Origin of the sequence: Rhodococcus opacus B4, from assembly GCF_000010805.1 — a bacterium.
GTDB lineage: Bacteria > Actinomycetota > Actinomycetes > Mycobacteriales > Mycobacteriaceae > Rhodococcus_F > Rhodococcus_F opacus_C.
The window spans coordinates 1,599,109-1,622,008 of record NC_012522.1 but is presented as its reverse complement, the minus strand read 5'-3'; the positions used below and the strand labels follow the sequence as shown (position 1 = coordinate 1,622,008).

General features: G+C 68.9%; 15 protein-coding genes. 8 read left to right on the top strand and 7 right to left on the bottom strand.

Going from position 1 to position 22,900, the window contains the following annotated elements:
- Window positions 1-134: 134 nt before the first annotated feature.
- Genes recC through recD form a run of 3 tightly spaced genes read left to right on the top strand, consistent with a single transcriptional unit; the run spans window position 135 to window position 8,580 of the window.
- Window positions 135-3,404, top strand: coding sequence for an exodeoxyribonuclease V subunit gamma (recC, locus tag ROP_RS07525; protein ID WP_012688739.1), 3,270 nt, complete (start codon window positions 135-137; stop codon window positions 3,402-3,404).
- Complete coding sequence (locus ROP_RS07520) at window positions 3,401-6,712, top strand: UvrD-helicase domain-containing protein (protein WP_012688738.1); 3,312 nt, start codon at window positions 3,401-3,403, stop codon at window positions 6,710-6,712. The genes recC and ROP_RS07520 overlap by 4 nt, the downstream gene beginning before the upstream one ends.
- Window positions 6,709-8,580: an exodeoxyribonuclease V subunit alpha gene (recD, locus tag ROP_RS07515; RefSeq protein ID WP_012688737.1), complete on the top strand. Its 1,872-nt coding sequence runs from the start codon at window positions 6,709-6,711 to the stop codon at window positions 8,578-8,580. Before ROP_RS07520 ends, recD begins: the two co-directional genes overlap by 4 nt.
- On the opposite strand, the gene ROP_RS07510 is transcribed toward recD, so the two are convergent.
- The 6 genes from ROP_RS07510 to ROP_RS07485 form a co-directional block, all read right to left on the bottom strand.
- On the bottom strand, window positions 8,498-9,028 hold the full coding sequence (locus ROP_RS07510; protein ID WP_012688736.1) for a DoxX family protein: 531 nt from the start codon (window positions 9,026-9,028) through the stop codon (window positions 8,498-8,500). The two genes, recD and ROP_RS07510, sit on opposite strands and share 83 nt — an antisense overlap.
- A gap of 19 nt (window positions 9,029-9,047) precedes the next feature.
- Window positions 9,048-9,539, bottom strand: coding sequence for a DUF4188 domain-containing protein (locus ROP_RS07505; RefSeq protein WP_012688735.1), 492 nt, complete (start codon window positions 9,537-9,539; stop codon window positions 9,048-9,050).
- A 127-nt stretch (window positions 9,540-9,666) separates the two neighbouring features.
- On the bottom strand, window positions 9,667-10,170 hold the full coding sequence (locus tag ROP_RS07500) for a pentapeptide repeat-containing protein (protein ID WP_043826347.1): 504 nt from the start codon (window positions 10,168-10,170) through the stop codon (window positions 9,667-9,669).
- 211 nt (window positions 10,171-10,381) lie between these two features.
- Complete coding sequence (locus ROP_RS07495; protein WP_012688733.1) at window positions 10,382-10,768, bottom strand: excalibur calcium-binding domain-containing protein; 387 nt, start codon at window positions 10,766-10,768, stop codon at window positions 10,382-10,384.
- A gap of 142 nt (window positions 10,769-10,910) precedes the next feature.
- Window positions 10,911-11,834, bottom strand: a complete 924-nt coding sequence (locus tag ROP_RS07490) for a polysaccharide deacetylase family protein (RefSeq protein WP_012688732.1) — start codon at window positions 11,832-11,834, stop codon at window positions 10,911-10,913.
- A 30-nt stretch (window positions 11,835-11,864) separates the two neighbouring features.
- On the bottom strand, window positions 11,865-13,358 hold the full coding sequence (locus ROP_RS07485) for a purine-cytosine permease family protein (protein WP_012688731.1): 1,494 nt from the start codon (window positions 13,356-13,358) through the stop codon (window positions 11,865-11,867).
- A gap of 87 nt (window positions 13,359-13,445) precedes the next feature.
- On the opposite strand from ROP_RS07485, the gene ROP_RS07480 reads away from it, so the two are divergent.
- From ROP_RS07480 to ROP_RS07460, 5 genes are all read left to right on the top strand, one after another.
- On the top strand, window positions 13,446-14,945 hold the full coding sequence (locus ROP_RS07480) for a PucR family transcriptional regulator (protein WP_012688730.1): 1,500 nt from the start codon (window positions 13,446-13,448) through the stop codon (window positions 14,943-14,945).
- Between the two features lie 301 nt (window positions 14,946-15,246).
- Window positions 15,247-16,581: an MFS transporter gene (locus tag ROP_RS07475; protein WP_012688729.1), complete on the top strand. Its 1,335-nt coding sequence runs from the start codon at window positions 15,247-15,249 to the stop codon at window positions 16,579-16,581.
- Between the two features lie 64 nt (window positions 16,582-16,645).
- Window positions 16,646-17,866 (top strand): M24 family metallopeptidase, encoded by a 1,221-nt coding sequence (locus tag ROP_RS07470; protein ID WP_012688728.1) that lies wholly within the window; start codon window positions 16,646-16,648, stop codon window positions 17,864-17,866.
- 74 nt (window positions 17,867-17,940) lie between these two features.
- Window positions 17,941-18,753 (top strand): IclR family transcriptional regulator, encoded by an 813-nt coding sequence (locus ROP_RS07465; RefSeq protein WP_012688727.1) that lies wholly within the window; start codon window positions 17,941-17,943, stop codon window positions 18,751-18,753.
- A 66-nt stretch (window positions 18,754-18,819) separates the two neighbouring features.
- Window positions 18,820-22,305: a serine/threonine-protein kinase gene (locus ROP_RS07460; RefSeq protein ID WP_012688726.1), complete on the top strand. Its 3,486-nt coding sequence runs from the start codon at window positions 18,820-18,822 to the stop codon at window positions 22,303-22,305.
- Here the strand turns inward: ROP_RS07460 and ROP_RS07455 are convergent.
- A complete protein-coding gene (locus tag ROP_RS07455) occupies window positions 22,217-22,900 on the bottom strand; it encodes a hypothetical protein (RefSeq protein WP_148222443.1) in 684 nt (227 codons plus the stop codon). The two genes, ROP_RS07460 and ROP_RS07455, sit on opposite strands and share 89 nt — an antisense overlap.

The window sequence follows — 22,900 nt, the reverse complement described above, 5'->3', positions numbered from 1 at the left end:
AGTTCGAACCAGGCTAACCCGCACGTGAGTGCGAATGCGTGCCCCGGCACACTTTGCCACTCACCTGGGCCTCCCGAGTCGGTGGGTTGTGGTAAGTCTGAGCCGACCGGAGTTGGGGAGCGAAGGGAGGCCACGTGCTCGTACTGCATCGCGCCGAGCGTTCCACCACTCTCGCGTCGGCTCTCGGCGACGTGCTCTCGACCCCGCTGTCCGATCCGTTCGCCCGTGAGATCGTCGCGGTCCCGGCGAAGGGGGTGGAGCGCTGGCTCACGCAGCGACTGTCGACCGCGCTCGGGGCCCGGCCCGGCGTCGGTGACGGAGTGGCCGCGAACATCGACTTCCCGTCACCGGCCCGCCTCGTGGACGAGTGCCTCGCCGCCGCCACCGGCGTGTCCGCCGACGACGACCCGTGGCATCCGTCCCGGGTGCTGTGGGCGCTGCTCGCCGTCGTCGACGACTGCCTGGACGAGCCCTGGTGCGCCGTCCTCGCGAAACACCTCGGACACTGCCGCCCAGGCAGCGACCCGGACGATCACCGGCCCGGCAGGCGCTACGCCACCGCGTTGCACCTGACCGATCTGTACCGCAGTTACGCCGCGCAGCGTCCGGAGATGCTGGTCGACTGGGCGGCAGGCCGGGACACCGACGGTGCGGGCGGCTCACTCGACGACGACCTGCTGTGGCAGGCCGAACTGTGGCGACGGCTACGGGCGAGGATCGGAGGCCCCGCGCCCGCCGAGCGCCTCGACTCCGCCTGCGCCCGGCTGCGCGAGGAACCGGACCTCGTCGAACTCCCCGGCAGGCTGTCGCTGTTCGGCCCGACGCGCCTCGCGACCGATCAGCTCGCCGTTATCGCCGCCCTGGCCGTCAATCGCGATGTGCACCTGTGGCTTCCGCATCCGAGTCCCGCGCTGTGGTCGTCGTTGTCGACGGCGGGCGGCGTGCTCGCGCGCGCCGACGACCGCACCGCCCTGTCCGTCACCCACCTGTTGCTGTCGAGCCTGGCGCGGGACGTCCGCGAACTCGAGTCGCGACTGACTCGCCTCGACGTCGACGACCTCCACCACCCGGGACCGCCGCCGCCCGACTCCCTGCTGGGGCGCCTGCAGGCCGACGTCCGGGACGACCGGGCGCCGGCTCTCTCCGAGTGCACCGCCGACGCGTCCGTGCAGGTCCACGCATGCCACGGTCCTGCGCGCCAGGTGGAGGTCCTGCGCGAATGCCTCCTGCATCTCTTCGAGGACGATCCGACTCTCGAACCGCGCGACGTGCTCGTCATGTGTCCCGACGTCGAGTCGTACGCGCCGCTGATCCGGGCCGCGTTCGGGCAGGATGTGCTCGGGCATCCCGGTCACCGTCTGCGGGTCCGGCTCGCGGATCGGGCCCTGCACCAGACCAACCCGGTGCTCGCCGTGGTGTCGAGCCTCCTCGAACTCGCCGACGCGAGGGTGACGGCCAGTCAGATTCTGGACCTGTCGGCGGCCGCGCCGGTGCGCAGGCGATTCCGGTTCGGCGACGACGACCTCGAACGGATCCGGGAGTGGGCGACCGCGACGGGCGCCCGCTGGGGAATCGGACCGCGGCAGCGCGCGGCGTTCGGACTCGGCGACTTCCCGCAGAACACGTTCACCACCGCGCTCGACCGCATCCTGCTCGGCGCCGCGGCCGACGAGTCGGAGGGCGAATGGCTCGCCCTCGCACTTCCGCTCGACGACGTCGACAGCAACGACATCGATCTCACCGGAAGGCTGGCCGAGTTCGTCGACCGACTCGACGTCGCGCTGCGCGGGCTCGCCGGGCCGCAGTCGGTCGCGGCGTGGTCGAGCGCGCTCACCCGGGCATTGGATCTACTCGTCGACGTCAGTGCCGGCGACACCTGGCAATTGGCCCAGGCAAGAAGGGAACTCGGGGCCGCGATGGAGCACGGCGGCGACACGGTGCTGCGGCTGTCGGACGTGCGCGCCATGCTGGCCACCCGGCTCGCGGGACGCCCCACCCGCGCGAACTTTCGCACCGGTGAGCTGACGGTGTGCACCATGGTGCCGATGCGGTCGGTGCCGCACCGCGTTGTCGTCCTCCTCGGCCTCGACGACGAGGTGTTCCCGCGGGGCGCGAGTGTGGACGGCGACGACGTGCTGGCCCGTAATCCTCTGATCGGCGAACGTGATCCGCGCAGCGAGGACCGGCAGTTGCTGCTCGACGCCGTCATGTCGGCGAGTGAGAAGCTCCTGCTGTTCTACACGGGCGCCGACCCCGTCACGGGGATGTCCCGGCCGCCGGCGATCCCGCTGTCCGAGCTGCTCGACGCGGTGGCGGCCACCGCCGGGAGTGATGCCCTCCCCGCCATCGTGACCCGGCATCCGTTGCAGCCGTTCGATGCCCGCAACTTCCGGCCGGAGCACCCGTTCAGTTTCGACCGGGCGGCGCTGGCCGGTGCCCGCGCCGCGCAGTATCCGCCCGAACCGGAACCCGCGTTCCTGCCGGCGCCGTTGGGGCCGCCGCAGCGTGGGGACGTCGTCGATCTCGCGGACCTCGTCGCGTTCCTGGTGCACCCGACGCAGGCATTCCTGCGGCAACGGCTCGGGTTGCGGGTTCCCGACGAGGACGAGGACCTCGCCGACGCACTGGACGTGGCGCCCGATCCGCTCGCCCGCTGGGACCTCGGCCAGCGGATGCTCGTCGCGCGACTGTCGGGAACCGAACCCGCCGACTTCCGCGCCGCCGAGTGGCGCCGGGGTACGTTGCCACCGTTCAAGTTGGGGGAGTCGGTGCTCGGCGACATCGAGCGCGCGGTCGAGTCGCTCGTCGCCGTCAGCGGGTCCGTGCACGTCGGGCGCGCGGAGACCGTCGACGTCGACGTCGCTCTCGGCAACGGACGGCGCCTCACCGGCACCGTGGGTGGTGTGCACGGATCGGTGATCGCGAACACCACGTATTCGAGGCTGGGGCCGAAGCACCGCCTCACGGCGTGGGCTCAGTTGCTGGCGGTCGCGGCGTCCGATCGCGACGGCGATACGGAATGGACGGCCGTGACGACCGGCCGCGGCTCGTACAGCCGGCCGGCGTGGCGCTCGACGCTGACGGCGCCGGAGAACGCGGCGGAGGAACTGGTGCGACTCGTCGAACTGCGTGATGCCGGGTTGCATGCGCCGCTGCCGATCGCGACGGGCGCGTCGGCGGCCTACGCCGAGCGACGGTACGGCGGCAGCGGCATGGAGGACGCGATCGAGGCGGCCCGGAAGGAATGGAGCAGTGATTTCGGTGACGCACGCGACCGCCACATCACGTACGTGTACGGGGCATCTCCCGGCATCGACGTCCTCGGCGACGCGGTGACGATCGAGAACTACGCCCGCCAATTGTGGGCGCCGCTGCTCACCGCCGAGACGTTGGCGCAGCCGTGAACGGCGCGCGAGGGTTCGACCTGCTGGGCCCGCTGCCCGAGGGGACGACGGTGCTCGAGGCGAGCGCCGGTACCGGCAAGACGTATGCGATCGTCGGTCTGGCCGCCCGCTTCGTCGCCGAGGGCGGAGTGGACCTGTCGCGGCTGTTGCTGGTCACGTTCAGCCGGGCGGCGACGCAGGAGCTGCGGGAACGCACGCGTGAGCGATTCGGTTCCGCCGCAGCCGCATTGGCCGACCCCGCGGCCGCGCGGCTGAGCGCGGACCTTGTGATCCGGCACCTCGCGGAGGCCGCCGCCGACGAGGTGGCGCTGCGGCGCCGGCGTCTGCTGCAGGCACTGTCGGACTTCGACGCCGCCACCATCGTCACCACCCACAGCTTCTGCCAGCGGATGCTCGACGGACTCGGGATCGCGGGCGAACGCGACCCCGACACGGTGCTCGTCGAGGCCGCCGACGACCTCACGACGGAGGTGATCGCCGACCTGTACCTCCGGGCGTACGGTCGCGCCGACTCCGCGCCGTTCACTCCGGCGGAGGCCACCTCCGCCGCTCGGGCCGCCATCTTCGACCCGCAGGCCGTGCTCGCGCCGGAGGATGCGCGGGGTACCCCGGCCGGAGATCGGGTGGCGTTCGCGGAGGCGGTCCGCGCCGAGGTCGAACGCCGCAAACGCGCGGTGGGGCTGCGTGACTTCGACGATCTCCCGATGCTCCTGCACCGTGTCCTCAGCGACCCCGAGCACGGTGCGGCGGCTTGCAGGCGGGTCCGCGAACGGTACGGCGTCGTGCTCGTCGACGAGTTCCAGGACACCGACCCCCTGCAATGGGACATTCTGCGCCGAACGTTCCACGGCAACGGAACGCTGGTGCTCGTCGGCGATCCGAAGCAGGCCATCTACGCGTTCCGTGGCGCGGAGGTGCTCAGCTACCTCGACGCCGTGCGATCGGCCGACCGACACCAGGAGTTGACCACGAACTGGCGCAGCGATCAGGAACTCCTCGACGGACTCGAATATCTGCACGGCGGCGCCGAGCTCGGGCATCCCGAGATCGTGGTGCACCGCGTCGACGGTGCGAGACCGAAGTCGCGCCTGACGGGTGCCGCGCCGTTGCGGCTGCGGTATCTGCCGCGGACCGGCGCCGGGCCGATCAACAAGTCGGGGTATCCGGCGGTGGGGGCGCTCCGGAAGAGGATCGCCGCAGACCTCGCCGCCGACCTCGTCGCCCTTCTCGACGGCGGCGCGACACTCGACGTCGGGGGTACCACCCGACTCGTCGAGCCCGGCGACATCGCGGTGCTGGTGCGGACCAACGCCCAGATCACAGTGGTCCACGACGCTCTCGACCGGGCAGGGGTGCCGTCCGTGCTCGCCGGCGGGGCCAGTGTCTTCACCACTCCGGCTGCGCAGCACTGGCTCTGGATCCTGCAGGCCATCGAGCAACCGCACCGCGCCGACCGGGTGCGGCTGGCGGCGCTCACACCGCTGCTCGGGCATACGGCCGAGGAACTCGATGCCCACGGCGACGACATCGTCGCGGAGGTGGGCGCGCAGCTCCGCGAGCTCGGCGCGGTGTTCGCGCAGTCCGGTTTCGCGGCCCTGTTCGAACGACTGTCCGCGGTCGGCGCGCTGGAAGCGAGACTGCTGCGGGTGGCGGCGGGCGAGCGGGCGCTGACCGATCTCCGGCACGTGGCGCAGTTGCTCAACAGTGCCGCCGTCGAGCAGTCGCTCGGTCTGACGGCCGTCACCCGCTGGCTCACCGAACGCATGAAGGACCCGACCACGGGCGGGGTCGACCGCAGCCGGCGCCTCGACAGCGACGCCGCGGCCGTGCAGATCGCGACCGTCCACGCCAGCAAGGGCCTCGAATTCCCGCTCGTCTACCTGCCGTATGCGTGGGACGCCGCCAAGATCTCGAAACCGAGCAAACTGCTTCTGCACGACGACGACGGGCGGCGCATCCTCGACGTCGGCGGCCCGGGCAGCCCCGGCTACGCGGACCGCAGGAACCGGCACGACGCGGAAGAGGCGGGGGAGGAGCTGCGTCTGCTGTACGTCGCGGTGACCCGGGCGATGTGCGGGCTCGTGATGTGGTGGGCACCGGCGTTCACGACGCCCGCCGCGCCGCTGCACCGGATGATCCTGGGTCGCCTGCCCGGGCAGCGTGAGGTTCCGCAGAAGGTCATCGTCCCCGAGGATCCGATTGTCGCGGAACGGTTGTCGGCGTGGGGCACGGCGGCGCCGGAGACGGTGACGGTCGAGGCGGTGGGTTGCGAACCGATCCCGCGGGTCGGCTGGACACCCGAGCGTGAGCCCAGCGGAGACCTGGAGGCCGCCCGGTTCCGTCGGCTGCTGGACACGCGGTGGCGTCGCACGTCGTATTCGGCGTTGACGGCGTCCGCGCACGACGCGCCTGCCGTCGGCAGTGAAGCGGAGGTCGAGGAGAAGACGGACGAGCCGGACGAACCGCCGCTGCACGCGCCGGACGGCGTCACTGCGGGAGTGCCGTCGACAATGAACGAACTACCGGGTGGCGCGACGTTCGGCACGCTCGTCCACGCCGTCTTCGAGATCGTCGACACCGCGGCACCCGATCTGGACGACGAAGTCCTGCGGTGCTGCCGCGACGTGATCGCGTCGACCCTCTCGGACGTCGATCCCGCTCAGCTGGCCACCGCACTGGTCCCGGTGCTGCGGACTCCCCTCGGCGCGGGGGCCGAGCGCACCCTCGCCGATCTCGCACCCGCGGACCTGTTGGCGGAACTCGACTTCGAACTGCCCCTCGCCGGCGGCGACACCCCGTCCCTGACCGTGATGCTCGACGGCGTCGGCAGGCTGTTGCGCACGCACCTGCCCGAGAACGACCCGCTGCGGTCGTACGCCGACGCCGTGCAGACACTCGAACCGACCCCGCTGCGCGGATACCTCACCGGCAGCATCGACGCGGTGCTGCGACTGCCCGGCCCGCGGTACGTCGTGGTCGACTACAAGACCAATCGTCTCGCGCAGGGCGACCTGACCACCGCGCACTACACCCGCGGCAGCATGGCCGCCGAGATGTTGCGGGCGCACTATCCGCTGCAGGCGCTGCTGTATTCCGTTGCGCTGCATCGGTACCTGCGCTGGCGGCAACCGGGCTACGATCCCGGGCTGCACCTCGGGGGCGTCCAGTATCTGTTCGTTCGCGGGATGGTCGGACCCGACACGCCACCGGGTTGCGGCGTCTTCGACTGGGCGCCGCCCGCCGCGCTGATCACCGAGCTGTCCGACCTGCTGTCCGGGTCGGCCGCCGCGCAGGAGGCGGCGCGATGACCGAGGTGCAGGTGGCGCAGCGCGGCAAGGGGATGCTGCGGGTCTTCAACGAGGCCGGTGTGCTGGCCGCCGCGGACGTACACGTCGCGCTGCGGTTGTCGGCGCTCGGCGGCGAATCCTCGGAAGACGTCGTGCTGGCGACCGCGCTGGCGGTGCGCGCGGTCCGGTCCGGCTCGGTGTGCCTGGACCTGACGCGGATCCGGGAAGTCACCGTCGACGAGGAATCCGAAGTCGATCTCGACGCCCTGCCCTGGCCGGAAGACTCGACTGTCGTCGCGGCACTGCGCCGGAGCCCGCTGGTCACGGGTGGTCCCGCGGGACCGCTGCGCCCGCTGCGGCTCGTCGACACGGCCGAGGGCGGACTGCTCTACCTCGACCGGTACTTCCGGCAGGAGGCGACCATCCGGCGGGTACTCGACGAGCGCGCCGTCGGGTATCCGCTCGTCGACGAGCGGTCGCTGAGGGAGGGGCTGGACGAGTTGTTCCGCGACCAGCACGACCACACGGCGCCGGCTCCGTCACCGGATCGGCAACGGATCGCCGCCGCCGTGGCCGCCACCCAGTGGACGTCGGTGGTGGTCGGCGGGCCGGGAACGGGCAAGACCCACACCGTCGCCCGGCTGCTGGCGTTGCTGACCAGGCAGCCCGGACCGGGCCGGCGTATCGCGCTCGCCGCCCCCACCGGGAAGGCCGCGGCACGGCTGCAGGAGTCTGTGCGCGAGCAGGCCGACGCACTCGGGTTGCCACCCGAACTGAACGCGATGACGCTGCATCGGCTGCTGGGCTGGCAGCGTGGACGCGGCGCCCGGTTCCGCTTCAACGCGAACAATCACCTGCCGTATGACGTGATCGTGGTCGACGAGACGTCGATGGTGTCGCTGACGATGATGTGCCGGCTCCTCGCGGCCGTCCGCCCCGACACTCGGTTGGTGCTCGTCGGCGACCCGGATCAGCTGACGTCGGTCGACGCGGGCGCGGTCCTCGCCGATCTCGTCGCGCGGCCGGTGTCGGGAACCGAGAATCCGGTGCTCGGGCGAGTCGTCGGGGCCGACCTCGACGCCGCCGACGACCCGCTCGAGGCCGCGTTGAGTGCGAGCGAACGGGACAGGTTGCGGGGCGGAGTGGTCCGGCTCAGCCGCGGTCGGCGTTTCGGCGGCGGTATCGCGAAACTGGCTGTCGCGGTGCGGGACGGCGAGGAAGAACTGGTGATCGACATTCTGCGCGGCGGCGGTGCCCCCGAGGTGTCGTTCCACGGTCCCGAAGATCTGGACGCACTGCGGGCGGACGTGGTGGCGACGGCCGCCGCGGTCACGGATTCCGCGGAATCCGGCGATGCCTCCGCTGCGCTACAGCATTCGGAGAAACACCGGCTGTTGTGCGCGCACCGGGAAGGTCCGTACGGAGTGCAGCGGTGGGCGCGGCAGGCGATGGAGTGGATCGGCGAGACGACGGGACAGCGACTGGACCCGGATCGCTGGTATCCGGGTCAGCCGCTGATGGTGACTGCCAATGACCACGAGACGAAGATCTACAACGGCGACACCGGAGTGATCGTGCGTCGGGACGACGACGAACTCTTCGCCGCGTTCGTGCGGGGCACCGAACCGTTCCTGTTGCATCCGACGCATCTGTCCGCGGTTCAGACGGTGTATGCGATGACGATTCACCGCAGTCAGGGCAGCCAGTACGACACGGTGTCCGTGGTGCTGCCCGGTGCGGCGTCGTCGCTGCTGACCCGAGAATTGCTGTACACCGCGATTACCCGGGCGCGGAACCACGTGCGGATCATCGGGACCGAGGATGCGGTGCGGGCGGGAGTGCAACGCCGGGTGCTGCGAGCGAGTGGGCTTCGGAGGGCGATTCCATAGCACGGCCTCGCACGGACGAGATCACGACGGCGAGAGTCGCCGACAGGAACACGATCTGCAGGAGTGTGCGGGGGAGCAGCGCTTCGAACGGTCCCGTCGAGAGTCCCTCCACGGCGGCGTACACGTTCGCCGGGAACATCAGGATCAGCAGTGCGGTGAGGCCGCCTGCCGCCCACGGCGCGGTGCGCCCGATCAGCAGCCCCGCGGCGCCCGCCAGTTCGAGCAGGCCGGTGACGGTCACCAGCAGGCCCGGGTTCGGCAGCGACGGCGGGACCATCGCGACGAGTTCCGCACGCAGTCCGATGAAGTGGGCCATCCCGGTCAGTGTGAACATGGCCGCGAGTCCACCCCGCAGGGCGACAGGCCACGGCCGCAACCGGCGTATGCCGGCGGCACCTGCGGCCCGGAGTATCAGAGTGACGGCGACGAGGGCGATCAAGGGTTCCATGGGCAGTCTCCTGAATCGATCAGTGCTCGTGGGAGTTGTTGCTGTGGGACAGCCGGTCGCGGGCGGCGCTGAACTTCCGTGCGACGGGCACACGTGTGGTGGCCCGGGCCAGGCCCATCGCCGGCGTGCCGACGTAGATCGACTCGGCGCGGTCTACCGGATAGGTCTCGTGCCACACGCCGACCGCGCCGGGCGCCTTGCGGGCCCGCTTGTTGAAGGCGGCCCAGGCCGGGCGATGCTGCGCTCGGCTGTCGCTGGCGTAGGCGTACAGCTTGTCGACGGAATTCCAGTACTGAATCACTGTCGGGCCGCGTCCCTCGAAGGTCAGGCGGTAGCCCAGCAGGCCCGAATCCGCGTCCTCAGAGAGTTCGCGGAGCATCCTCGGCATCGCCAGAAATGCCGGGAGCCAGAGGTCCGGCCGCCACGGCCGGTTGATGGTCATCCCGATCAGGAAAACCACCAGTTCGCCGTCGTGGTGGTGAGTCGAACGCGCGGGTTCGATCGTCGTCATCAGATGCCTCCCAATTGGATATCGGAACTATCTAATAATGGATAGTGACAGTATCCAATGTCAAGGGGTGCGGGCATGCGAAAACCCGGACCGCGCAGTGCGCGGCCCGGTGATGGTGCGGAGTGAATTACGGCAGTGGGACCTGCGGTGTCACCGGCACGACCGAGGCGAGCGCGCGCTCGTGGGCGTCGGTGGACCATTCGGGCTCGGTCGTGATGTTCATGTCCCCGACGATCGTGCCGAAGATGTCGATATCCGTGCTGTACAGGATCACCGCGTTGCGCTGCGAGTCCGTGAAGTTCGTGCCGGTGATGTTCGCGTCGCTCAGGTCGGCGTACGACAGATTCGCTGCGGCGAAGTTCGTGCCGGTGAGGTTCGCCCGCTTCATGTTCGCGCCCGACAGGTCGGCGAAGCTCAGGTTCACGCCCGCCAGATTCGCGAAACTCAGGTCGGCACCGGGGCACGTCGTGCGGTCCTCGGGCGTCGGATTCGCCACGATCCGGCAGCCGTTGATCTCGGTGAGAACGTCCGCCCCGGCCGTGCCTGCGCCCGCGGTGAGCGCGGCGAGTGCGGCACCTCCGGCCAGCGCCACCGCGCCCAGCGTTCGAACCGTGAAATGTGTCCTGCTCATGCCGGACCGCCCCCTCGCGTAGAACGTCAAACCGTCATCGCCGAACCTAGTGCCGAACGCACCGTGCCGCATGGAGAACGGCGACACCGGCTGGGCTGACGGGTAGAGCACAGACACACCCCTTCTCGGCAGGCGCACCCGTTCCAGGGTCCGAAAAGGGGTGCGTCGGCTCGGAAGGGGTGCGTCCTCGGGTGGAGCCGTCGGTGATCGACTACTCGCAGGCGATGCCGTCGTTGTCGCGGTCGAGGTGCGAGGCGTAGCCGTCCTGGCCGCGGTAGATCGGTGTGACACCGGCGTTGCGGGCCTCGGTGCAGTTCTTGTACCCCGCGCGCGGTGCGGGTGCCGGCGGTGCCGGGGCGGCCTGCGGTGCCGGGGCGGCCTGCGGTGCCGGTGCGACCTGGGGTGCGGCGGGTGCGGCGGGAGCGGCGGGGGCGGGCGGCAGGAGAGGGTTCACGGCGTCGGCCGAACCGCTGGGAATCAGGGACGCGATCTCCGGGGGAAGGAAGTCGAAGATCGTCGCCGCCTGCGCGGAGGGGGCGGCTGCCATCGAAATGGTGGCACAGCCGAGGACGCCGAGAAATATCCGTCGAGCTTTCATACTGACCTCGTTCAGGGGTGGGGTAGGGCTTTCACGGAATGGTCGAGAAGCGCCACGACGGGCGATCCATTCGGTGTGCCGAGAATGGTAGCCAACGGACAACAGGCTTCGAAAGCGGTTGAGGCGCAACAGCCCTGCTGTGTCATTCACTCGAACGACACGGCAGGGCAGGGGATGTCCGCCGAATCTGCACGTCGGGGAAGGTGGGCACCTCGAAACGGGTGTGCACGAAGGGTTCGGTGCAGACCCGTGCGGCGTGTGCGGCGATGTCGCCGAGGGTCGTCACCCACATCCCGTCCATCGCCTTGACGTTCTCGATGAGACGTTCCAACGCGACCGCCTTGGAGGGTCTGCCGGAGATGAACGGGTGGTTGGTGAGGACGAAGCAGCCGCCTTCGGCGTGGTGGGCCTCCGCTTCGAGGGTCCACATCTCCAGCACCTTGGCGGGACTTTCGATGACGCCGCTGCCGGTGACGCCGGGGTAGAAGGCGTATTGCTCCCAGTCGTCGAGTGCCCAGTCGACGGGGATCTCGATCAGAGTGCGCTCCGATTCCGGGCTGGTCGCCATCAGGTAGGGATTGTCTCCGTCGAGCAGGCTCGAGTCGTAGACGAATCCGCGCGCGGCGAGGAGTTCGGGTGTGTGCCAGTTCATTTCCCACCACGGGGCGCGATAGCCGACGGGGCGGATCCCCGCGACCTCTTCGAGCGCGTCGAGTCCGCGGTCGAGGTAACGTGCCTCGGTCGCGGCGTCGAGGCCCTTCATGGGCTCGTGCAGGTACCCGTGGTGGCCCACCTCGTGACCCCCGTCGATGATGGCGCGCACCGTGTCGGGGTAACACTCGGCGGTGAACCCGGGAACGAAGAACGTCGCGTGGATGCCCTGGCGTTCGAGGATGCGCAGAATGCGGGGGACGCCGACGCGGGGACCGTACGACTGATGGCTCATCAGCGACATCCGGTTCGCCGACGTGGGATCGTGCGCGAGGACACAGGATTCGGCATCGACGTCGAATGTGAAAGCGGCGGCGGCGGTGTGGCCCTCGGGCCACAGGAAATCGTTGGTCACGAGTTGCTCCTGGAGGTGTCGGGTGAGGGATCAGTTGCCGGCGAGAACGTCGGCGGAATCGGCTGATCGTGCCGGGTGTCGATCCGCGGTGCGGTAGGGGCGGTGTGCCCGGGGACCGAGGGCTGCGTAGAGGGCGGCGGCAACTCCGCCGCCGGCCAGCCAGGACAGGTCGAGTCCGCCGAATGCTCGTGCGGCGAAGCCCTGCGTGAGGCTCGTGGCGCCGTACATGAACAGCCACGTTGCGACGATGCCGGCGGCGAAGCATCCCATGGTGGTCCAGTTGACGTCGGGCAACCTGTTCGATCCGACAGGTTCGAACAGCCGCCGGGCGTCGATGTGTCGCTTCTCGACCCGGAAGTAGTGGACGAGCATGATGCCGGCCCAACTGGCGATCCAGGCGACGATCGCCGCCAGCCAGGTCTCGAGCACGGTGGCCAGGCTGGACTGGAAGATGAAGAAGATGACGGCGAACAGGGCGAACACGCCGACCAGCAGGTTCAGCTTCCGCCGATTCGCCTTGATGTCGAGGGCCTGTGCGGCGACGGAGAACGTGTAGATGTTGAGGATGTTGGTGGCGATGGGCCCGTGGATCACCAGGAACAGGACGGGCAGCGCCAGTGCGCCGAAGTTCGACACGATGAGTTCGCCCGGATCCACCGCGCCGTTGGTCGTGGCGAGGCCGGCGCCGAGCACGCCGAGCCAGACCACCGGAACGAATTGGCCGAGGGCGCTGGTCAGGTAGAGCTTGCGCCGGGACACGGTCCGGCTCACGAACCGGGAGTAGTCGCAGGCATAGGTGAACCACGTGATGCCCCAGCCGATTCCGATCACGGTCATGACCGTGGACATTGCGGCGATGCGGGCGCCGCCGTGCAGAACTTCGCCGGTGGGCCCGGCGTAGGACCAGTCGATGTCGAGGTGGAACCACGCCACGACGGACATGAGAACGAGCACTGCCAGTGTCGGCGGAACCGTCCAGCGCTCGAACGCGGCGATGACGCGGTAGCCGAACCATGCGATGGTGACCTGGATGGTCATGATGATCGCTCCGACGAGAATCTTCGCCGCCAGGTTCCGTTCATGTGGGTCGACGAGGTCCAGTTTGCCGAGCAGTGCCATGACCAGGTCCAGGACGATCCAGGTGTTCACGGCGCACCACCCGACCGCCAGGCACGCCTGGATCGCGGCCGGAAGGTAGGCGCCGCGGCGGCCGAACGCGGCCCGCGACAACACCATGCCGGTGACACCCGTACGCTGGCCGATGACGACGAAGACGCCGAAAAGTGCCATGCCGACGACGTTTCCGGCGATCAGGACGATGAGTGTGTCACGCAGGCCCAGACCGAGCCCGATGCCGAGGGCGCCGAGGACCCAGTTGATCGGTGCGATGTTCGCGCCGGCCCAGATCCAGAACTGGCCGGACACACGCGTCGTGCGTGCTTCCTCGGGGATGGGTTGGAGTACGTCTTCGATCTCGTGGAGGTCGGGACTGTCGGTGACCATCGGACTCCTTTGTGAGGCCATGTGGGGATACCTATCATGCGGTGCGTGACCCGCGTCACACCATTTACACTTTGACAACTAGCTGGGGCCGAAAACGAACGGAATGTCATGTCACTGTCGCTGGCCGACGTCCTCGCGCACCCGAGTCTCGCCACCGGCCGGCCCGTCGTTCGCGCCGGAGCCGACCTGCTGTCCCGGCCCGTACGCTGGGTGCACTCGAGTGAAGTCCTCGACATCGCGCACCTGCTCCGCGGCGGGGAGTTGCTGCTCACCGGCGGGTTCGCGCTCGCATCCGTCGATCCGGACGGGCTCCGGCGTTACGTGCGTGACCTGTCTGCCCGCCGTGTCGCCGGGGTGGCCATCGAGACTGGTCCGCAATTGCCGCAGATTCCGGCGGCGCTGGTCGAGGAGGCATCGCAAGCGGGCTTGCCCGTCCTCGAACTGCGCGGCGTCGTTCCGTTCGTCGAGGTGGCCGAGGCGATCAACGGCCTGCTGGTGAACGAATCGGTGCAGCGACTGCGCCGGGGTGACGCCGTCGCGCACGCACTGTCCGAGGAGTTGGCCCGTGGCGGCGGCCCCGCGGAGTTGCTCGAGGTGCTCGCGCGACTCTCGCCCGGCGACCTGGTCCTCCTGGGTGCTGCCGGCGACGTGATCGCGGCCCACGGCGACGTGATCGCCGGTGCGGACGCGCTTACGGTGCCCGTCTTCGTCCAGGGTGTCGGTGTGGCGACTCTCCTGGTGTCTCCCCGGGAAGCGACCGATCACGTGACGGCGGAGGCGATCGTCGAGCGGGCGCCTGCGGCACTGGCGATCTCTCTGCTGCGATCCTTTCCTCCCTCGGCCGCGGTGCGCGCGTCGCAGGCATTGCTCCGGATCGCCTCACAGCCGGACGCTGCCCCGGAGCGTCTGGTTGCGGCGGCCCGGGCGGCGGGGCTCGCCGACGGGTCGTCGTACGTCGGGGTCGTGGGACGTGCGGTCGACGGCGCGGGTCCTCTCGCCGCCGTCGATGCCGCGCTGCATCAATACTCGGCCGCAACGGTGTCGGCCACCGTCGGCGACGAACTGCAGGCGATCGTCGTGCTTCGGGTCGAGGACCGTTCCGGTTCCCGCGGCGCACTGGTCGAGTCGTTGCGTGCGACCCCTCGTGCCGAGTCGGCGCGGGTGGCGGTGGGGCCGGTGGTCACGGGTGCCATCGGGCTGCCGGAGACACTGTCGGAGGCGCGGTTCGCGCTAGACCTCGCCATCGACCTGGGCATCGCCGACATGGTGGTGGACGCTGCGGAACTCGCGATCGAACGGCTCGGCCGGCGGATCGGCGACCCGGCACTGTTGTCTTCGTTTGTCCGGGAAGTACTCGGCCCGCTTCTCGCGGCAGGACCGGAACGCGCTCGCCGGCTGATCGAGACGCTGGACGTCTACCTGCAGTGCGGGTGCAACAAGACCGAGGCGGCGTCCCGGCTCCACGTGCAGCGGCAGACGTTGTACCAGCGGCTCGACCAGATCTTCGCGCTGCTCGGCGAAGACCCGACGGGTTCGCCGCGGCTCGCCGCCGTGCACTTCGCGACCCGTCTCTACCTCGGCGGTGTGGTCGACTCCAGCGCGCTGTGATTGTGCGGGGCTGACCGGAGCGAACCATTCCTCGGGTCGACTATTGCAACGGTGTTGCATTCCCGTGAACATTCCCGGGAATGGCCGATCTGGATGGTATGCCCCGGGATTGTGCGTGTTTACCGCGATTTCAGTCCTGTTTCACCATCGGCAACCGCTATTCGTTCATGTGACTACGGCGCACCGTTGACATGTGACGCTGCGCACAATATTGTCATCGAACGAATCGCAGTTGCACTGATAGCAACAAGATGCCATTCGTCGCAGTCGGCAAGAGTCGACGCACCGAGAAGGAGTGGGCATGGCCCAAAACCTCAATTCACCCTCAGCCCCGCAGCGGACGGACGAGGATGGCGTGGTGAATCCCGCGCCCGGTGTCCTCCGGAGGGTCATCACGGCGAGCTTCATCGGCAACTTCGTCGAATGGTTCGACTACGCCGTATACGGTTATCTCGCAACGGTTATCGCGACCGTGTTCTTTCCCGAGACGGAGCCAACGACGGCCCTTCTGGCCACGTTCGCCGTCTTCGCCATCTCGTTCGTCATCCGGCCGATCGGTGGCCTCGTCTGGGGTCATTTCGGCGACAAGATCGGACGGCGCACGGCGCTGTCGCTGTCTATCCTCATCATGTCGGCGTCGACGTTCTGCATCGGCCTGATTCCCGGGTTCCACCAGATCGGGTACTTCGCGCCGGTCCTGTTGCTGCTCGTGCGGATGGTGCAGGGATTCTCCGCGGCCGGTGAGTACGCGGGCGCGTCGGCGTTCCTCGCCGAATACGCCCCGGACCGCAAGCGCGGACTGTTCACCAGCGTGGTGCCCGCGTCCACGGCCGCCGGACTTCTGTTCGGTTCGTTGATCGCGGCACTGCTCACGGCAGTGCTGTCGACGGAACAGCTCGAGGGCTGGGGCTGGCGGCTGCCGTTCCTGCTCGCGGCGCCGATGGGTCTGATCGGCCGCTACATCCGGTTGAAGCTCGAGGACACCCCGAGGTTCCGGGAGATGGAACAGAATGTGGAGTCCAACGCCCCGCTGTCGATCCTGTTCACCCACCATCGGCGCGCGATCCTCATCGCATTCGGGGTCACCTGCCTCAACGCGGTCGGCTTCTACCTGATCCTCAGCTACATGCCGACGTACCTGTCGGAGGTGTTGCACGTCGGCCACACCGCCTCGTTCGTCGCCGCGTCGATCGCGCTCGCCTGCTACATCTTCTTCATCTTCGGGATGGGTGCGCTCTCGGATCGGTTCGGCCGCAAGCGCGTTCTCATCGCCGCGTCGGTCTGCTTCGCAGTGTTCACGGTCCCGCTGTTTGCCGCGCTCGGCGCCGTCGGAATCGCCGGGATGGTCCTCATCCAGATCGTGCTGTGCGCGTTCCTCACGATGAACGACGGCACACTCCCGACCTTCCTGTCCGAGATCTTCCCGACCCAGGTCCGCTACAGCGGCTTCGCATTCAGCTTCAACACCGCAAACGCGCTGTTCGGCGGGACGGCTCCGTTCGTCGCCACCCTGTTGATCGAGGTCACCGGCAGCCCACTCGCCCCCGCCTGGTACCTCGTCGCCGCCGCGGTCGTCGCGATGGGCTCGATGCTCATGGCCCGCGAAACCTCCCGTCGGCCCCTCGCCGACGCCTGACCACCCGTACGTCTCACAGAAGTGCGGCATCACGCGATGCCGCCGGCAACTCGAAAGGAACATCATGAACCTGGAGCGCATCAAGAGCATCCCCAACGGCGAGAAGGTCGTTCCCACCTTCTCCCCGGTGGAAATGGACCGCAGGCTCGTCGCGCTGCGTAAGCACATGGCCGACAACGGGTTCGATGCCGCGGTGTTCACCAGTTACCACAACGTCAACTACTACTCGGACTTCCTCTACACGGCGTTCGGGCGGCCGTACGCGCTCGTCGTCACCCAGGACAGCTCGACCACCGTGTCCGCCAACATCGACGCCGGGATGCCGTGGCGGCGGTCGTTCGGCGAGAACGTCGTCTACACGGATTGGCAGCGGGACAACTTCGAGTACACGGTGCAGCAGGTGCTGGCGAAGCAGGGCATTTCCCGCGGCGTCCTCGGGGTCGAGGACGACCACCTCACCCCCGACGTCCGGGCCCGGATCTCCGCGGTCCTGCCGGGGATGACGTTCGCCGACATCGCGAGGGCCACGATGCGCCAGCGCATGGTGAAGTCGGCGGAGGAGATCGAGCTGATCAAGCACGGCGCCCGGATCGGTGACCTGGGCGGCGAGGCGATCCGGGCGGCGATCACCGAGGGCGTGCCCGAGTACGAGGTGGCGATCGCCGGGTCGAACGCGATGATCCGCGAGATCGCCGCCACGTTCCCGCACGCGGAACTGCGCGACACCTGGGTGTGGTTCCAATCGGGCATCAACACCGACGGTGCCCACAACTGGGCCACCAGCCGCCGGGTGGAGCGCGGAGACATCCTGTCGCTGAACTGTTTCCCGATGATCGCGGGCTACTACACCGCTCTCGAGCGCACCCTCTTCTTCGGCGAGCCGTCGGCCGAGCACCTCCGGCTGTGGGAGGTCAATGTCACGGTGCACCGCCGCGGCCTCGAACTGATCAAGCCGGGCGCGGTGTGCAAGGACATCGCGGCCGAGCTGAACGAGATCTACGAGGCGGAGGGACTGCTGCCGAATCGCACGTTCGGGTACGGGCACTCGTTCGGTGTGCTCTCGCACTACTACGGGCGCGAGGCCGGACTCGAGCTGCGCGAGGACATCGACACGGTCCTCGAGCCCGGCATGGTGGTGTCGATGGAACCGATGATCATGGTTCCCGAGGGAATGCCGGGTGCCGGCGGCTACCGCGAGCACGACATCCTCGTGCTCGGGGAGAACGGTGCCGAGAACATCACCAAGTTCCCGTTCGGGCCCGAACACAACATCCTCGGCGTCTGACCGCCGCGCCGACCCTGCCACCGGTGTGGCAGGGTCGGCGGTGGCGTATGCACAACTGAAGGAGCGCAACGATCATGAGTGTGGACGACGTCGATCGACTCGAAGGCCAGGACGCCGACGCGAAGCCGTCGCCGTCGGTCCTGCTCAACGGTCTCCGCGTGCTCGAATCCTTCTCGATCGCCGAACCGGTCCTCGGTGTCACCGAGATCGCGCGCAAAGTCGACCTGCACAAGAGCAGCGTCTCCCGCATGCTCGCGACCCTGGAGAAGGCCGGCTACGTCGAACGGGACGAGGGCACCGGCCGCTACCGTCTCGGCCTCGGACTGATTGCCCTGGCCGGCCCGTTGCTGGCCAATCTGGACGTGCGCCGGGTCGCGCTCCCCGAACTGGAAGGCCTGACGCGCCGCACCGAGGAGACCAGTGCGCTGATGGTGTGGAACGGCCACGAATCCGTCGTCGTCGAACAGGTTCCGAGTCCCAAGCAGGTCAAGCACACCGCCGCGGTGGGCACCCGCTACGACACGTACGCGAGTTCGTCCATCCAGGTGTTCCTGTCCGAGATGCCGCGGGCGGAGATCGAGCGGCTCTTCGACCGCCGCCTGCTCGTCGGACCCGAGGAGCAGGATTCGCGGAAGGAGTATTTCGACGAGTTGAACGACACCCACGACCGCGGATACGCCGTCAACGACGGCCGGACGTCGATCGAGGAGGTCGGCATCTCGGCGCCGGTCCGCGATCATCGCGGTGTCCTGGTAGCGGCCGTGATGCTGTCCGCGCCCCGGTTCCGGGTCCCCGAATCCATGCTGGAGGCGCTCGGGCGAAGCGTCGCGGAATCCGCGAGGCGCGTGTCGGCCCGGCTGGGGGCCCCCGCCGCGGCCCGCGACTGACGACCCGGTCTTCCGGCGGCCCCGCGGACTATCCTGGGTGAAGCGTGTCGGAGGTGGTGCAGGCCGATGGCGAACGACGATCCGTGGGCAACCCAGCGCCAGACGGACATCACGTCGGAGCTGGCAGCGGCGGGGTTCGACGATGCCGTGGAAATCGGCCGCGGCGGGTTCGGGGTCGTGTACCGCTGCCTGCAGGAAGACCTCGATCGCACGGTCGCCGTCAAAGTCCTGACGTCGAACCTCGATCCCGACAACGTGACGAGGTTCGTGCGGGAGCAACGGGCGATGGGCCGCACGTCCGGCCACCCGAACATCGTCGCCGTCTACCAGATCGGGGTCACCCGGAGCGGGCGCCCGTTTCTCGTCATGCCGTACCACTCTTTCGGTTCCCTCGACGCGCAGATCCGTCGTTCGGGGCCTCTCGGGTGGCAGGACGTGCTGAGGCTCGGGATCAAGATCTCCGGCGCCCTCGAGACCGCGCATCGCGGTGGGATGCTCCACCGCGACGTCAAGCCGGCGAACATCCTGCTCACCGAATACGACGAACCGCAGTTGACCGACTTCGGCATCGCCCGCGTCTCGGGTGGATTCGAGACGACGGCCGGCTCGATCACCGGCTCCCCGGCGTTCACTGCGCCCGAGGTACTCGAAGGCAGGCCGCCGACGGTCGAGTCGGACGTCTACAGTCTCGGGTCCACGCTGTTCTGCGCGCTGACCGGTCACGCCGCGTACGAGCGCCGCAGCGGCGAACAGGTAGTCGGTCAGTTCCTGCGGATTTCCACACAGGCCGTCCCCGATCTGCGGGACGCCGGAATCCCCGGCGACGTGTGCAGTGCCGTCGAACATGCCATGTCTCGCGCGGTCGAGGACAGGCCGGGCGGTGCCGCGGACTTCGGCAACGAGCTTCGCGCGGTGGAGCGACGCAACGGACTGACCGTCGACGACATGTACATCCCGATTCGGCGGGCACCCGAGCAGTCCACCGACATCGCCGGCGAATCCACCCGGTCCCGCGGCACCGGGCTCCCGTACAACGTGCGGACGCCGCCGACTCCGCCCGCGCCGGTGACGAAGTTCCGCCCACCCACCACCACCCGGCGGCTCGTGCCACGGCGGCGGCTGATCACCGCCCTCCGGGCGGGCCGCGACCGAAGGTTGACCCTCGTCCACGCGCCGGCCGGGTTCGGCAAGAGCAGTCTGGTGGCCCAGTGGCGCGACGACCTGGTCGAGGCCGGAACCGCGGTCGCATGGCTCACCGTCGATCGGGACGACAACCATCTGGTGTGGTTTCTCTCCCATCTGGTCGAGGCGATCCGGCGGGTCCGCCCCGAGGTCGTCGGCGAACTCGGTCAAGCCCTCGAGGAACACGGGGGCACGGTGGAGCGCTTCGTTCTCACCTCGCTGATCAACCGGCTTCACGACAGCGGGGAAGCCCTGGTCGTCGTGATCGACGACTGGCATCGGATCACCGATGCCGGACCGGTCGACGCGATGACATTCCTCCTGGACAACGGATGCCACCACCTGAAGATCGTCGTGGCGAGCCGGAGCCGGGCGGGGTTGCCGCTGAGCCGGATGCGGGTGCTCGACGAACTGAACGAAATAGACTCCGGCGAACTGGCTTTCGATTTCGACGAATCGCAGAACTTCCTGTCGGACCGAGTTCGGGTGCCCCTGGACGACACCGACGTCGAACAACTCCGGGACTCGACGGACGGCTGGATCGCGGCGCTGCAGTTGGCGTCGCTGTCGTTGCGGGAAGCGGGAAGTCCGGAGAATCTCATCGAGCAACTCCGGGCGGGTACCGACGCCATCGGTGAGTATCTGGCCGAGAACGTGCTCGACGCCCTCGAACCCGACATGCTCGATTTCATGCTCGCCACGTCGGTCCCCGGCAAGGTGTGCGGTGACCTGGCGTCGGCGCTGGCAGGGGTGCCGGACGGGCAGGCGAAACTCGAGCAGGTCGCCGCGCGCGATCTGTTCCTCGGCCGGACGGGCGACGACCGGCAGTGGTACCGCTACCACCACCTGTTCGCTCAGATCCTCCACCAGCGCCTCGAACGGGACCACCCCGGACGCATCACGGACCTGCACCGCAGGGCGCACGACTGGTTCCGGGAGCGGCACCTGCTCCGCGAGGCCGTCGATCACATCCTCGCCGCCGGTGAACCGCAGCGAGCGGTGGAACTGCTCGAGGAGGACGACCTCTACCTCCTCGACAGGTCCCAGATGTCGACGTTGCTCTGCCTGATCGCGAAGCTGCCTGCCGAGTTGGTGGCCTCGCGCCCCCGGCTGCAGCTCACCATCGGGTGGGCGAACTGCGAACTGCAGCGTCTCGAACTCGCGCAGGCCGCGCGCACCCGCGCGCTCGAACAACTCGACGCCGGGGAGATGCCGGAACGCCGCGCCGCAGAGCTCCGGGTGGAAGCCGATGTCCTGCAAGGCGACATCGAGGCGACCGCCGACCGCATCGAGGGGGTGCGCGATCTCGTCGCCGAATGCCTCGCGCAGCCCGCGGAGTATCACCCGTTCGTGGTGTCGATGGCCGCGCTCATCGAGACGTACGTCGACTGCTACGAATTCCGGTTCGAGGATGCGTACCGGAGGCAGAGCTGGGCCGCCCCGTACCACCGGCAGAACACCGGGCCGTACTCGGTGGCGTACGGATACTGCTTCGCCGGACTCGCGAAGTTCGAGCAGCTCGACCTCGGTGGTGCGATGGAGTTGTACCGCAGGGCGTTCGACTTGGTCCGGGAGGCGGCGAACACGCAGTCGCCGCATGCGCGCCTGACACGCGCGCTGCTCGCCGAAGTTCACTACGAACAGGGCCGGGTCGACGAGGCCGAGGAGTTGCTCAACGAGAGTTTCGACGCGGCCGCGCTCGGCGGCGCAGCGGATTTCATGATCCGGCACTACTGCCTCGGAGCACGCATCATGGCCGTGCGCGGCGATCGCGAGGCCGCGGCCCGCCGACTCGACGAGGGTGCGCGGACGGCCGAGACGTTCTCCCTGCCACGGCTGCGCGCCGCGGTCGACGCCGAGCGGGTGCGGATCGGGTTGCCTCCGGGGCCGGGGTTCGTCGCAGTCACCCACGAGACCCGGCGAACCCCCGCCGACGGAATCGGACTGGCGACAGCGCAACTCGAGGAGGAGTCGGCCATCAGGTTGCTCGAGGCGCAGGGTGATCCGGGTGCGGCGGAGCGGGCGTGCGAGTGGGCGAACGACTGGGTGCGGGAACTCGACGGCACCGGACGGCATCGGGCCAGGCTGCAGGCGGTCCGATTGCTGGTCGCGTGCCTGTGGGCGGCGGGACGCGTCGAGGAGGCGCAGGCGGCTCTACTGCCCGCGGCGGTCGACTGCGCCCGGCACGACCTGATCCGGTTCCTCCCCGACGGTGGCCCGAACGTCGTCGCGGCGCTGTCGGCCCTGACCCGGAACGATCACCCGGGCCTGCCGCGGGCGTTCACCGAAGCAGTGCTCGCAGCTGCGAACCGGCCTCCGGCGAGCAGAGGCGCCACGGCCCCAGCAGCGTCTCGAAGTGGGCGCGGGTGAAGTCGCCCGTACCCACCAGATCCGCCACCGCGAACGCGGCCGCCGCGTCACGCACTGCAGTCGCGAGATCCGAGCACAGCCGCTCGTCCTCCCTCAGGGTCACCTCGTCCATGTAGCGCCGTTCCCAGGCAGCGTCCTGGGCGCGGTACCAGGATTTGATCCGTCCCGCCGCCCAGGCCGCATCGCGGGCGCAGACCCAGGCGGCGAGTCTCGGGCGGCTGTCGACGGCATCGCTCGGCCGTCCCAGCTCTTCGAGGCGGTCGTCCAGGACTGCTGTCGCGTCGACGGCGTGCATCATGACGTGCGGCCAATTCGGGCCGAACGTCTCCGCACATTCGTGTTCGGTCACGGCGAACGAATCGAGAACGGCGAGCGCGTCGTCCAGGCCGGCCTGCTGCAGGATGTCGGGCCCGGGCAGGTCGAGTCGGCTCAGCAACTGGAACGCCACGAACGCCTCGCCGCGAACCTGCGCGCAGTGCACGAGGACTTCGAGAACGGAGAATCCCGTCTCGGGTGCGCAGTCGCCGGCGTCGCGGTGCCGCCGAATGAACTGCGCGGCACGGGCGGGCAGAAGGCGGAGTTCGTCGGTGATCAC